Here is an 11,573-nt window from a genome sequence, read left to right as displayed (position 1 = left end):
CCCCATGGGAGAGGGTGCCCGCAGGGCGGGTGAGGGCGGTGCCAGGAGGAAAGATCCTGCCTGGTTTAAGCGCCCTCACCCCGGCCCTCTCCCGAAGGGCGAGGGTGAAAGGCACAGCGGCGACAAGCCGTTATCCGAAAATCCTATTCTCCTGTTCCTGCACCCGGATGAAGGTGGTGCGCTTGGTCAACTCCTTGAGCGCGGAAGCCCCCACGTAAGTGCAGGCGGAACGGACACCGCCCAGTATGTCCCGCACCGTCTCGTCGATGGGGCCGCGGTAGGGGACTTCCACCGTCTTTCCTTCCGATGCGCGATAGTGCGCGACCCCGCCGGAATGCTTGTCCATCGCGGTAGTTGAGCTCATCCCGTAAAAGAGCTTGAACTGCCGCCCGCTACGCTCCACGATCTGGCCGCCGCTCTCGTCGTGGCCGGCCAACATCCCCCCCAACATGACGAAATCAGCCCCGCCGCCGAAAGCCTTGGCGACATCACCCGGACAGGTGCAGCCACCGTCGGAAACGATCCTGCCTCCCAGGCCGTGCGCGGCGTCGGCGCACTCGATCACCGCTGAAAGTTGCGGATACCCGACCCCGGCCTTGACCCGGGTGGTGCAGACCGAACCGGGGCCGATCCCAACCTTGACGATGTCCGCACCGGACAGGAGCAGTTCCTCAACCATCTCGCCGGTGACCACGTTGCCCGCGACGATTGTTTTGTCGGGGTAGCCGTCCCGCACCTTCTGCACGAACTCGACAAAGCTCTCGGCGTAGCCGTTGGCGACGTCGATGCAAATAAACTGAAGTTTAGGGTGGTTGGTGATGATGGCGGAGAATTTCTCGAAGTCGCTGTCCGAGGTGCCGGTGCTGACCATGATCCGGTTGTAGATGTCGTCACCGTGGTTGTGGTTCTCCAGCCAGGCGTCCCACTGGGCCACGGTGTAGTGCTTGTGCAGCGCGGTAAGCATGCCGTGTTCGGCAAGCCGGTCCGCCACCTCGAAGGTGCCGGTGGTGTCCATGTTGGCTGCGATCACCGGGATGCCGCTCCAGTCGTACTTGCTGTGCAGGAACCTGAAGTGCCGCTGCAGGTCAACCTGGGCCCTGCTTTTCAGGTTGGATCGTTTGGGCCGGATCAGCACGTCGCTGAATCCGAGTTTTATGTCGCTTTCCAGGAACATTTTGCATCCTCCGTTGCAACTCCCTCTCCTTTGGGTGAGGGCTGGGGTGAGGGAGATTCTTTCTGGGCGGTTCGTTCGGAACAGTCTATGAGAGTACCCGAAAACGGTTTGTCCACAAGTTGTGATGTGATTCCGCCAGCTTGTTGAGTTTGAGCAAGCCCTGTGCTAGAGTGCGCTGCGGAGGAGTGTATACATGATCGACGAACGTCAGCGCCGTCAGCGCTGGTTAATCTTTTTCATACTGTCCCTGATCTACATCCTGGTTTACTTCTACCGCGTATCGCTGGCCGTCGTCGCCAAGGACGTCTCTCGCGACCTGAACCTCACCCCGGCGCAACTGGGGTCGCTCTCCAGCATCCTTTTCTACGTTTATGCCGCCGCGCAAATCCCGTTGGGACCGATGATCGACCGGCTCGGGAGCCGCATCGTGATCAGCGGCTGCGGCGTGCTGACCGCTATCGGCGGCATCCTTTTCTCGCAGGCCGGGAACATGGGGCAGGCTCTCGTCGCCCGCGTCCTGATCGGCATCGGGACTGCGTCGGTGTTGATGGCGACCTTCAGCCTCTTCAGTCACTGGTTCACCAAGCAGGAATTCGGCAAGGTGTCGGGTCTCATGGTCGCGGTGGGAAACATGGGGAACCTGGCCGGTACCGCGCCGCTCGCGTTGGCGGTAGCCTGGATCGGGTGGCGCAACTCGTTCCTCACCATCGGGATCATGCAGGCGCTGGCCACGGTGCTCGTTTTCTTGCTGGTGCGGGATCGTCCGGCGGTTGCAGTGGAAGGTGCCGGTGAGCCGGCACCGGCCAAGATGGGGATGCTGGAGGCCTGGAAGCGCATCACCACCAACCGTGACTTCTGGTTGCTGGCCGGGCTGGCCTTCGCCTGGTACGGATGCTACCTGGCGGTGCAGGGGCTTTGGGGCGGGCCGTACCTGATGGAGGTGCTCAAGCTGACCCGCGAGGAGACCGGCCGCATGCTGATGTTCACCTCGATCGGTTTCATATGCGGCAGCCTGGTCATCGATTCCATTGCCCGCAAGGTCGCGCACTCCTACAAGAAGACCTTTCTCTGGGGCCAGATACTACTGCTGATCCTGATGATTGGCTTCCAGGGGCCGATCGATCATCTCCCCCCGCTGCTTCTGGGATTCTATTTCTTCTGCCTGGGGCTCGCCGTGTCGAGCGGCGTCATGATCTATCCCATCAACCGCTCCATGTTCCCGGTTTCCATCGTCGGCACCGCGCTCACCTCCATCAACCTCTTCGTGTTGCTGGGGGCGGCTTCCGTGCAGCAGATCATGGGCATCGTCCTCGACGCCGTGGGCAAGACCACGCCGGAAGCGACGGTGCAGGCCTTCCACACGGCCTTCCTGGTACCGGTGGGCGTTCAGGCGGTCGCGGCGGCTCTGTTCTTCTTTGCAAGGGACTACTGGGAGAAAAGCGCGTAAAGGCAGGGGCTAGGGACTGGGGGCTAGGGGCTAGACTAAAGACGCGAGTCAGAGAGCGTGATTCGTGGCTCGTGAAACGTGCATTGAGTTTTAAGGGATTAGGCGGCTAGTTCCGCAACGGCGGTGCGGAAAGCGGAGAGGTTCTTGGCGCGTTTGAGGTGTTTCAGCTCGCGCTCCAGTTCGTGGTCCTCCACGTTGGAAACGACTCCCTTGATCTTGCCCAGCACCTGCATGTCGCCGCAAAAGAGCTTGCCGTAGAGGGGGAGCAGGTCGCTCAGGTAACGGTGCAGCATGGCGCGCCTTTCGGCGGCGTCCGGATCGGCGGTGGCGCGGCCGCGCAGCCGCTCGAAAAGCATCGGCTCGCCGATGCCGCCGCGACCGAGCATGAGTCCAGCAGCACCGGTCTTCTCCAGCAGCTCCAGCCCGAAGGCGGCGCTCCTGATATCGCCGTTGGCGATGACAGGAATCGCGGTCTGCTTGATCACCTCAGAGGTGATCGCGTGGTCGGCAAGCCCCTCATAGGCCTGGCGCACCGTGCGCGGGTGCAGTACCAGGAAGTCGACCCGTGCCCTCTCGAAGAGCGGCAGGAGAGTGAAGATCTGCTGCGGATCCTCGTAGCCGGCGCGGATCTTGACCGAGAACGAGCCCCGGATCTCATCGCGCAGCGCCGGGATAATCTCTTCCAAAAGTTCCGGGCGCTTCAGCATTCCGCCGCCGGTAAGGCCACTGGTCATGCGGCCGTAGGGGCAGCCCATGTTGAGGTTGATGTGTACCGCGCCCGCCTTCTGCGCCGTCCTCGCCGCGGCGACCAGTGCATCCCTGCCGTGTCCGATAAGCTGGACCACCAGCGGCACCCCGTTCTCCTCCGCCGCACATTCGCGCACGTCTCCCGGCATCAGGAGCTTCTTCTCCGACTGGGAGTTGACGCGCATGAACTCGGTCCAGACCACGTCCGGGCGCACCCAGGTCGTGAACAGCTCCCGCAGCGCAAGGTTGGTAAGCCCCTGCATGGGCGCGAGCATGAACGGCTTTTCCCCGGAGTTCCAGGGAAGCACGTTTGTTGTCGAGGGATTGGTAGCGGGATTTGCTTCAGTATTCTGCATGTTGTTCAGGATGACGCGCCCTGCGTGCGGGAAGGTTCGGGGTCCTTGGATACTGCTTTGAAAACTGTGGGGGCGAATAATCATTCGCCCCCACGCTTCTATCCGTAGGGTATGCCCCCGGAACGGGGGCGGTACTTATCTAGAGAATCTCGACCAGCTCGATCTCGTAGGTGATGTCTTCGCCAGCCAGCGGGTGGTTGGCGTCAACGACGATGGCGGTGTCATTTACTTCGACCACGACCACGTCGACCGGCTCGTCATCGTCGCCGGTCAGCTCGAGCTCCATGCCGACTTCCGGAACGATGTCGCCGGTGAGCTGCTCGCGGCTGATGGCGAACACCTCGTCCTCGTCGTACTCGCCGAAGGCGTCCTCGGCCGGGATCACGACCGTCTTCTTCTCGCCCGGGGCCATGCCGACCAGGGCCTCTTCGATCTGCGGGAAGAAGTCCTCGTTGCCGATGGTGATTTCCATCGGGCCGGTCTCGCCGCAGCCGCAGTCGTCATCATCGCAGCCGTCGTCATCGCAGCCGCAGCCGCAACCGTCGTCTTCGCAACCACCGGCATGTTTGAGGGTGGTGTCGAAGATGGTGCCGTCTTCCAGGGCTCCGGTGTAGTTAATGCTTACTTTGTCGCCTTGCTTTGCAATTGCCATGTTAACTTTGTTCCTTCTATGGGGTTGATTTCTAGCGCGTAGCTATGTCGGGATGGTACGTGGGACAGCGCCCGCTAGTCCAGCAAAATCTGACTACGGCTCTTTTTTTCTTGTCCGCCTTCGCCGCGGGGCTTCGCTTTGACCGGCACGAGCGTTCCTGTACTTCAGGCCGTTCTGGACAGTTTCTTCATCGCGGCGCTGTAGCACTGCAGGTAGGTAAGGACCGTGAGCAGGAAGCTGTAGATGATGACGCTGAGGATGAAAGGATCCGCCGGAGCGGCCACTGCGAAGATGAAGTAGAAGCTCATGACCGAGATCTTGATGATGTCCGCCCACCTCTTTTTCTTGGCGAACGCCTTGCCCTCTTCCGGGGTGGGTATTTTCCCGACCAGGGTGAAATCACGGTCGGCTTCCTTGCCGGCGAACTTGAAGATCGGGTAGAAGAACAGCAACTGGATCACGAAGGCATAGATCACGCCGTTCATGAAGCGGTATCCCCTGCCCACCGCCTGCAGCCGCTGCTGGAAGTTGATTGCGGTATAAATCAGGATGGCGATCAGCCCGAACTGCGCCACGGCAAAAATCTTGATGGTCTTGTTGATCTTCTTCAGGTCCAGAAAAGCCGCCATGTATTCTCCTTGGGTAGGTCGCCTTGCTGCAGCGTCAACTGCGCAATACCATAACAAATAAAATGATGTTATACAACAATAGAGTCTGGCGGTGCTGATCCCGCTTTTTGCATTGAACCGTGGCGGGGAATCTAGTAAGTTGGAGCGACTTCACCCTCGGGGATGGCATTAAGTCCCCCGCTTGTTGTTTTATTGATGACCAGAAGTTCCGGGTAAAGGAGCCTTTCCATGGATGTGACCCTCAACGCTGTCGAACTGAGAGTGCTCGGTTCCCTGATCGAGAAGGAACTGACCACTCCCGAGTACTACCCCCTTTCCCTGAACGCGCTGGTGAACGCCTGCAATCAGAAATCGAACCGGGACCCGGTCACGAACCTGGATGAATCGCAGGTGACCGGCGCCCTCGACAGCCTGCGCTTCAAACAGTTCGCTCTGCTTTCCGGTGCCGGCGGCAGGGTCTCCAAGTACCGCCACGCGCTGGTTGAAAAGTTCCGCTTCACCCCCGCCGAGCTCGCCCTTCTGTGTGAGTTGATGGTGCGCGGCCCGCAGACCGTCGGCGAGCTGCGGACGCGCGGGGAGCGCATGCACGCCTTCGCCGACCTGGCCGAGGTGGAGGCGGTGCTGCAGGACCTGATGGAGAGGACACCTCCGCTGGTAACGCGCCTGCCGGTCCAGCCGGGACGCAAGGAGCCGCGCTACTGCCAGCTCTTCGCCGGCGAGCCGGACCTTGCCGAATTGGCGGCCGCGTCGGAAGGCGCAAGGGGTGGCGCGTCCGGAGAGAGGATCGCGGAGCTGGAGCAGGAAGTGGCCACCCTGCGCGAGGAGGTGGCGGCCCTGCGCCAAACCATCGCCGACTTTAGGAAATCTTTCGAATAGGAGTTTTATGATGACGGATACCAGGGAGGAACTGGCCACCAAGATTGATATCACCGATTGGCTTTCGCTCAGGGCGCACTTGGAGCGCGGCGGAGTGATCTTGGTGGACCCGCTGCTGGACTTGGCCGAGGTAGGTGCGGCGCTCGCCGCGGATGAGGTGCAGAAGGTGCAGCGCTGGCTCTCCTCGTCCCTGCTGGCCAAGCCCAGTATCGAGCAGATACAGACGTGGGACGCCGAGCAGGGGAAGATCTTCAATTGCCTGATCATCTCCCCGTACGTGTTGATTCAGGAGCCGGTAAACCCTTAACGCAAAGGCGCAGAGGCGCCAGGACGCAAAGAACTTTCGTGGGTAAAAGTCCCCCTTTCGCAAAGGGGGACTTTAGGGGGATTTGACTCCGTTGCAGGCGGGGATGTTTGGCTGCCTCGCGGAATCCCCCCCTGGCCCCATTTGCGAAAGGGGGGAGCAGGAGATCGAACTAACTATTTGTCTGCCTTGCGCCTTCGCCGCTTGGCGCCTTTGCGTTAGTGATCTTTGGTTGGAGCCTAAAAGGAGGGCGACATGGAAAAGGAGTACGCTGAAGTCACCTGCGCGAGTTGCAGCGCGGTCTGGCAGAAGAAAGGGACCACCAATTGCTGGAGCGGGGATCCCGCCACGGCACCGCCCCGACCGGGTAACTGCCCTGCCGATCGTCATGCCGAGGTGGTGCAGGAGTCGGCGGAGCTGCTGAAGGGGGAGAGCGAGGACGCCAAGATGGCGTTCGTGGCGGCCCGCGTGGAAGGGCTTTGCTACCAGCCCATTCCCGGCAGTGACGCCGTGAATGCGCGCTGGACCCGCGTCGAAGACACCATCGCTTTCGCGAAACTCATGGGATACCAACGAATCGGCATCGCCACCTGCATCGGGCTCCTCGAAGAATCCGAGCGGTTGGTCGCGATACTGAAGGCCCAGGGGTTTACTCCATTGAGCGTCTGCTGCAAAGCGGGCAGCATTGACAAGAAGGAATTGGGGCTCGCCGAGAGCGACAAGGTGCGTCCGGGAACCTTCGAACCCGCCTGTAATCCGGTCGCGCAGGCCCAGATCTGCAACGATCTTGACACCGACATGAACATGATCGTCGGCCTGTGTGTCGGGCACGACATGCTCTTCAACAAGTACTCCAAGGCCCCGGTGACCACCCTGGTGGTGAAGGACCGCGTCACCGGCCACAACCCCGCCGCCGTCCTCTACGGCCAAAACTTCTACTACAAGCGCCTGCAAAAAGGACCTATGGTCATAAAATGATTTATCCATATTGATATGGGTTGATAAACATTTGTATTATCAGGAATTTAAGGTTGACATTCCGCCCGAATGACCGCTAAGGTTTAGTACAGCTTTAGCGGTTTTTTTATTTCTCGACCTCCCCATATCCTACCCGCGTTGCGGGTACCTGATCATGGGTAGGAAAAGGAGAGGGTGTCGTGCCGAAGATCAACCTGACATTGCGCGAGATAAGGCAGATTGTGCCGCCGGGATCGGGGAGGGTGGATTATTTCGATACCGAGTTGAGGGGCTTCTTGCTGAGAGTGTCCGCCGACTTCCTGGACAAGGGGGGAGTGAAGCAGAAAGGGGCCCGCGTCTTCTACGTCCAGGCGGACGTAATGGACCCAGCAAAGGGAAAATACGTCACCCGTAAGGCCAAGGTAGGGGCCTTTGGCGAATTGACTCCTGATGAGGCCCGTGGGAAGGCGCGGTTGCTCCTGCAGCAGCTCCGGGATGGGCGGCCTGTAGTTCCTTCCAACGTGCCGACACTGGCCAAAATGATGGACATACATTTGGCGGATAAAACGCTTAAGCCGCGATCTGAGCACGCGTACCGGTCAGAGATTCCGGTCAAGTTTTCCACTTGGATGGACTTGCCGCTCACCGAGGTTAGCAAGATCCCCGCCGATGTGATCATAGACCGGTTCAAGCAGATCGAAAAGACCCATGGGAGAATGTCGGCGAAGAACAACTTTGGTAAGCTCCAGGCGATACTAAATTACGCAAAGGTGAAGTACCCGGCGGCGATGCCGGTGAATCCCTGCTCCGTGATCGGTATCGCTGGCTTATGGCCAAAGACCGCCAGCCGGGATGACTGCTTGAGGGGAAATGACTTTAAGGTCTTCAGGGAAGGTCTCAGGTCTTTCAATGAGATCACGCAGGACTGTTACGTGTTCTGTCTATACCACGGCTTGCGGAACCGGGAGGCGGCGGGGCTCAGGTGGGAGCATGTTGACCTGGTGGAGGCAAATCTTGTTCTTCCAGACACGAAAAATAATCAGTCGTTAAAGGTTCCTCTTTCTCGGCAGTCCCTGGGGATCTTGAAGCGGAGACGGGCAGAGAATCCAGAAGGCAACCCCTTTGTGTTCCCTTCGCTCAATGCCAACCACGCCAGCAAAACTGGCCACATTGCCCTGAAAGCCGACCTCCTCCAGTTCAAGACCGGGCTTAAGCTTACAGTGCACGGATTGCGTAGGTCCTTCACAACTGTGGGGGAACGGCTGAAGCTGCGCCGGCAAGACATCGACAAACTGACGAACCATTCAGATGGAACTGTGACGGGGAAACATTACGATTGCACAGACGTAGATGATCTGAGGGCCCCTCTGCAGGCCATTGCTAACGAAATCGAGCGGTTAATGGGGTGCAGGTTGGGTGGCAACGTGCTGGTTCTGCCTTCTATTGGCATTCGGTCGTTGTAGCTTCACATCACTATAGTTCTAGATATTTTGTCTATGTATTCCGCCATCTCTTTAACTTTGGGCTTATCGCGGTTACGCATCCCAAAGATACGATACGTTCCTTGTATTGCACGCATTTCACGATGTACAAGGAGATGATACAAGTTTCTGAATTTCTCAGGCACAACCTCGTAAAGTTCAAGCATTTCCTTCATGCGCTCTAACATGACATCTGAAAGTGTATCAATGCGTTCGTCGGATACCGGTCCGCAATCGTCAGTGTTTCCCCGTAACCAAGTAACTGAAGTTCCAAAATAATGAGCGAGCTTTTCCAGAGTGGCGGTTGTGGGCTCGCCGATTCCCTTCAAATAATTTTGTACTCCCCTTAGAGTTAAACCGGTCGCGCGAGCCGTTGCCGCCTGGCTGGTTCTAGCTACTTCATCCTTCAACAACTGTATAACCCTCTCAGGTGTTTCCCCTCCACCGGCCAAGCGTGCACACATTTTTCACCCCTACGATTTTAATCGTTGACAACCTTTGCTAACTACGATTACTATCGTACATACGATTGTAATCGTATTCAACGGAAAACGAAGGGGGGTGCCCTATGGTCAGCAAACTGCTGAATGAAAAAGAGGTTGCCGAGCAAATCGGAATGTCCCTGGCATGGCTTCGTCGTAAGAGGCTTACGGGCGGCGGTATACCCTACTTGAAAATGGGAAATGAACTCCGCTCTGGGGTCCGGTATGACCCGCGAGCGGTTGAGGACTTCATGCAAAACAGAATCAGGCGTTCTACTAGCGAGTAAGCAGGGCGCGGCAGTGAGGCCGCAAGGCGCTGGATAGGGTCTGCAGCCCGACAAGCCTGTACCTGGCAGGTTTCCAGTGCCTATCATCCAGGCGACTCAACAGGAGAGCAAAATGCGCAACCGTACATATCGTTCGACAACAACCAAGCAAGCAGCAGAGGTGAAGCTTTCCCAGATCGAGCAGATCTTGGACAAAGGAATGGCTCCGGTGCACTGCGCCCACTTGATACTTAAGGTGCTGAATGGTGTGGCAGTTCACGGCGCTGGCATGCCGGTCGATCATATTGCTGTTGAGCTGGCTGCAGCCAATGCGGCCCAAAAGTTGGCATTGATGAAGGAGGTCGCTCAAAGGAAGAGCGGAGCCTCCTTTTTTGTTCTGTGCTGCATGCGCATCGCATTCCCGGCAGAGGCCAAGGTAGTTTTTGCAGATTACAAGGCGAGGAAGGCCGCCTGAGGGTTGTTCGGCCTCTTGACCCCGAGATAGGTAGACCATAGGGGTTGGGAGGTGTTCATCGCATAGGCAGGCGATGAATTTACGTTCACCTCAAATGGTCTATCAGGGGCTTGACCAGGGAGACCCCGGCCACGTGCCGCTAACCTGGCTCACAAAATAACACTGGAGGACGTTCCGATGGAAACGATGGAGAACATCAAGAAAAACCTGAAAGAGAAGAAAGAGGAGCTGTCGCAGGCGGAACAGCAGCTGGCATCCCTCCAGGGCAAGCAAGCCGAGCTGTTGCGGTTGAAGCAAGAAGCCGAAGAGGCGCTGTCCGCAGAAAAAGAAGCGCAAACGCGCTTGGTGATCAAGTTCGCCGGGGGCAAATGCACCGAGGCGGACATAGAAGCCTCGGAGGCTAAAGTAGACCGGACGGAGGGGCGAGTGAAGCTGTTTGCCGCGTCCCTGGAAGTCGTAGAAAAAGACATCACAGCAGGTCAAAAAAAAGTGGACTCCTACAAGGGCCAAGTTAAGACGGCGAGAGAAGCAACCTGTCAAGCGGTAATGGCAGCTGAACTGGCCCAAGCCGTTCCTGCTTTACGGCGAGCATATACGGCTTACAAGATGAGCGGGCTGGTGGCGTTTGGAGGCGCACAGGATGCAGATACTCATTTCTTAAACGGCAAAGTGAGGGATGAGTTCTACAAAGGAGTAGGTTTGTTCGACGGAGCATGGAATGACTTGGCCGCTGATTTGGAAAACCAGCATCTCAGTTGATCGCGGCAGCAACCAAAATCGCAAATCCTAGCAAGGGGAGGTTTCAAATGTCTGTACTTTACTTTGATGATGCATGGGATGAGGACCGTCTGGGGTGGGAAGTTGATAGGCTTCGAAGAGAAATAGCGTCTATTCAGGCACACATCCAGCGTTTGGAGCAAGCTGCAGCACAAAAGCGAGAAGATAAGTTGAAGCGCGCCCAGGGTTCGGTTTAGTCCCGGCGTTCATCCCTCCCCCAACCGAGCACAGGAGGTCATAGGTGGGGGGAGGTCTTCCGCCCTCGACATCTCTCAGGGTGGGGCGGACTCCTTCATGGCCTACCAGGGGCAAGGTCAGAGAGACCCCGGCTATGTGCCGCTAATCTGACCAGTTCAGTTACATGCTCGGCTTGAGCACTACTTAAGGAGGAGACCAAGATGGCAAAGGAGAAGGTAGCTGTCAGAGAGGCAATTCAGGAAATCCATCAGCGGTACGTGCAAGAGTTGGCTAAGGTTGAGTTTCTCACTCAGTCGTTCAAGGCGATGGTAGACAACATCGGATCGGTCGGTATCAACCTCGATGGGTTTGTCCTGGCCATGACAGATGCAGTGGAGAAAATGGCAGACCTGAATGACGACCTCGACAGGGTGCGCTTCGACTGACAGTTGGCCTTTGGCTGCCTGTCGAGTACGTCAAGGGCAATCCCCCACGCCCCCTGACAGTGAGTCCCGATCAGCAGGATAGAATCACGCGCCAATTGTTCGGGGACATTATTGGACACGTGTCGGTTTACAAGATGGAATTGGCTTGTGTGCGGCAGCATCGCCTGCGCCTATACCTGTAGTGAAACGGCAAATGTGCAAAATATGAACAGCGCGGGTCCTTCCCGGGACCCCTTGGCTTGCGGGTAATTGTACCCTCAATGTCTGAGTCCACATAGATTTTATGAAGTTGGCGGAAAAATGTAATTCCGCGCCTAGTTCCTGCTG

Annotated in this window: 14 protein-coding genes; 9 read left to right on the top strand and 5 right to left on the bottom strand. The window is 57.8% G+C overall.

Annotated features, from left to right (window positions below; genetic code table 11):
• Nucleotides 1–130: 130 nt before the first annotated feature.
• The gene (locus tag JFN90_RS00705; protein WP_199393184.1) at nucleotides 131–1,174 is read right to left on the bottom strand and encodes a GMP reductase; all 1,044 of its coding nucleotides are present in this window, start codon (nucleotides 1,172–1,174) and stop codon (nucleotides 131–133) included.
• A gap of 193 nt (nucleotides 1,175–1,367) precedes the next feature.
• Here JFN90_RS00705 and JFN90_RS00700 point away from each other — a divergent pair, with 193 nt between their 5' ends.
• Entirely contained in the window at nucleotides 1,368–2,621 is a 1,254-nt protein-coding gene (locus JFN90_RS00700) for an MFS transporter (RefSeq protein WP_199393183.1), read from the top strand.
• A gap of 98 nt (nucleotides 2,622–2,719) precedes the next feature.
• On the opposite strand, the gene JFN90_RS00695 is transcribed toward JFN90_RS00700, so the two are convergent.
• The 3 genes from JFN90_RS00695 to JFN90_RS00685 all read right to left on the bottom strand — a co-directional run bounded on the left by JFN90_RS00695 (nucleotide 2,720) and on the right by JFN90_RS00685 (nucleotide 5,005).
• Complete coding sequence (locus tag JFN90_RS00695) at nucleotides 2,720–3,643, bottom strand: tRNA dihydrouridine synthase (RefSeq protein ID WP_236018787.1); 924 nt, start codon at nucleotides 3,641–3,643, stop codon at nucleotides 2,720–2,722.
• A gap of 220 nt (nucleotides 3,644–3,863) precedes the next feature.
• Nucleotides 3,864–4,376 (bottom strand): FKBP-type peptidyl-prolyl cis-trans isomerase, encoded by a 513-nt coding sequence (locus tag JFN90_RS00690; RefSeq protein ID WP_199393181.1) that lies wholly within the window; start codon nucleotides 4,374–4,376, stop codon nucleotides 3,864–3,866.
• Between the two features lie 164 nt (nucleotides 4,377–4,540).
• A complete protein-coding gene (locus JFN90_RS00685) occupies nucleotides 4,541–5,005 on the bottom strand; it encodes a hypothetical protein (RefSeq protein WP_199393180.1) in 465 nt (154 codons plus the stop codon).
• Between the two features lie 228 nt (nucleotides 5,006–5,233).
• Here JFN90_RS00685 and JFN90_RS00680 point away from each other — a divergent pair, with 228 nt between their 5' ends.
• The 4 genes from JFN90_RS00680 (at nucleotide 5,234) to JFN90_RS22475 (ending at nucleotide 8,605) form a co-directional block, all read left to right on the top strand.
• On the top strand, nucleotides 5,234–5,881 hold the full coding sequence (locus JFN90_RS00680) for a YceH family protein (RefSeq protein ID WP_199393179.1): 648 nt from the start codon (nucleotides 5,234–5,236) through the stop codon (nucleotides 5,879–5,881).
• Between the two features lie 10 nt (nucleotides 5,882–5,891).
• The gene (locus JFN90_RS00675) at nucleotides 5,892–6,188 is read left to right on the top strand and encodes a DUF2288 domain-containing protein (protein WP_199393178.1); all 297 of its coding nucleotides are present in this window, start codon (nucleotides 5,892–5,894) and stop codon (nucleotides 6,186–6,188) included.
• A gap of 252 nt (nucleotides 6,189–6,440) precedes the next feature.
• Nucleotides 6,441–7,163, top strand: coding sequence for a DUF1847 domain-containing protein (locus tag JFN90_RS00670; RefSeq protein WP_199393177.1), 723 nt, complete (start codon nucleotides 6,441–6,443; stop codon nucleotides 7,161–7,163).
• 179 nt (nucleotides 7,164–7,342) lie between these two features.
• Nucleotides 7,343–8,605 (top strand): tyrosine-type recombinase/integrase, encoded by a 1,263-nt coding sequence (locus JFN90_RS22475; protein WP_199393176.1) that lies wholly within the window; start codon nucleotides 7,343–7,345, stop codon nucleotides 8,603–8,605.
• Between the two features lie 2 nt (nucleotides 8,606–8,607).
• Here the strand turns inward: JFN90_RS22475 and JFN90_RS00660 are convergent, their stop codons facing one another.
• On the bottom strand, nucleotides 8,608–9,087 hold the full coding sequence (locus tag JFN90_RS00660) for a helix-turn-helix domain-containing protein (protein ID WP_199393175.1): 480 nt from the start codon (nucleotides 9,085–9,087) through the stop codon (nucleotides 8,608–8,610).
• Nucleotides 9,088–9,504: 417 nt separating this feature from the next.
• Here JFN90_RS00660 and JFN90_RS00655 point away from each other — a divergent pair, with 417 nt between their 5' ends.
• The 4 genes from JFN90_RS00655 to JFN90_RS00640 all read left to right on the top strand — a co-directional run bounded on the left by JFN90_RS00655 (nucleotide 9,505) and on the right by JFN90_RS00640 (nucleotide 11,246).
• Nucleotides 9,505–9,846 (top strand): hypothetical protein, encoded by a 342-nt coding sequence (locus JFN90_RS00655; RefSeq protein ID WP_199393174.1) that lies wholly within the window; start codon nucleotides 9,505–9,507, stop codon nucleotides 9,844–9,846.
• 177 nt (nucleotides 9,847–10,023) lie between these two features.
• The gene (locus tag JFN90_RS00650; RefSeq protein ID WP_199393173.1) at nucleotides 10,024–10,605 is read left to right on the top strand and encodes a hypothetical protein; all 582 of its coding nucleotides are present in this window, start codon (nucleotides 10,024–10,026) and stop codon (nucleotides 10,603–10,605) included.
• A 47-nt stretch (nucleotides 10,606–10,652) separates the two neighbouring features.
• Complete coding sequence (locus JFN90_RS00645; protein WP_199393172.1) at nucleotides 10,653–10,820, top strand: hypothetical protein; 168 nt, start codon at nucleotides 10,653–10,655, stop codon at nucleotides 10,818–10,820.
• A gap of 201 nt (nucleotides 10,821–11,021) precedes the next feature.
• Complete coding sequence (locus tag JFN90_RS00640) at nucleotides 11,022–11,246, top strand: hypothetical protein (protein WP_199393171.1); 225 nt, start codon at nucleotides 11,022–11,024, stop codon at nucleotides 11,244–11,246.
• Nucleotides 11,247–11,573 lie beyond the last annotated feature (327 nt).

Origin of the sequence: Geomonas propionica (assembly GCF_016458235.1) — a bacterium.
Taxonomy (GTDB): Bacteria; Desulfobacterota; Desulfuromonadia; order Geobacterales; family Geobacteraceae; genus Geomonas; species Geomonas propionica.
This window is presented reverse-complemented; position numbering and strand designations above follow the sequence as displayed.

What these genes read in the sequence shown, in the direction of transcription:
- JFN90_RS00670 (WP_199393177.1), top strand. Translation starts at nt 6,441, where the DNA reads ATGGAAAAGGAGTACGCTGAAGTCACCTGCGCGAGTTGCAGCGCGGTC.
- JFN90_RS00695 (WP_236018787.1), bottom strand. Translation starts at nt 3,643, where the DNA reads ATGCTCGCGCCCATGCAGGGGCTTACCAACCTTGCGCTGCGGGAGCTG.
- JFN90_RS00675 (WP_199393178.1), top strand. Translation starts at nt 5,892, where the DNA reads ATGACGGATACCAGGGAGGAACTGGCCACCAAGATTGATATCACCGAT.
- JFN90_RS00660 (WP_199393175.1), bottom strand. Translation starts at nt 9,087, where the DNA reads ATGTGTGCACGCTTGGCCGGTGGAGGGGAAACACCTGAGAGGGTTATA.
- JFN90_RS00705 (WP_199393184.1), bottom strand. Translation starts at nt 1,174, where the DNA reads ATGTTCCTGGAAAGCGACATAAAACTCGGATTCAGCGACGTGCTGATC.
- JFN90_RS00640 (WP_199393171.1), top strand. Translation starts at nt 11,022, where the DNA reads ATGGCAAAGGAGAAGGTAGCTGTCAGAGAGGCAATTCAGGAAATCCAT.
- JFN90_RS00700 (WP_199393183.1), top strand. Translation starts at nt 1,368, where the DNA reads ATGATCGACGAACGTCAGCGCCGTCAGCGCTGGTTAATCTTTTTCATA.
- JFN90_RS00680 (WP_199393179.1), top strand. Translation starts at nt 5,234, where the DNA reads ATGGATGTGACCCTCAACGCTGTCGAACTGAGAGTGCTCGGTTCCCTG.
- JFN90_RS00650 (WP_199393173.1), top strand. Translation starts at nt 10,024, where the DNA reads ATGGAAACGATGGAGAACATCAAGAAAAACCTGAAAGAGAAGAAAGAG.
- JFN90_RS00685 (WP_199393180.1), bottom strand. Translation starts at nt 5,005, where the DNA reads ATGGCGGCTTTTCTGGACCTGAAGAAGATCAACAAGACCATCAAGATT.
- JFN90_RS00690 (WP_199393181.1), bottom strand. Translation starts at nt 4,376, where the DNA reads ATGGCAATTGCAAAGCAAGGCGACAAAGTAAGCATTAACTACACCGGA.
- JFN90_RS00655 (WP_199393174.1), top strand. Translation starts at nt 9,505, where the DNA reads ATGCGCAACCGTACATATCGTTCGACAACAACCAAGCAAGCAGCAGAG.
- JFN90_RS00645 (WP_199393172.1), top strand. Translation starts at nt 10,653, where the DNA reads ATGTCTGTACTTTACTTTGATGATGCATGGGATGAGGACCGTCTGGGG.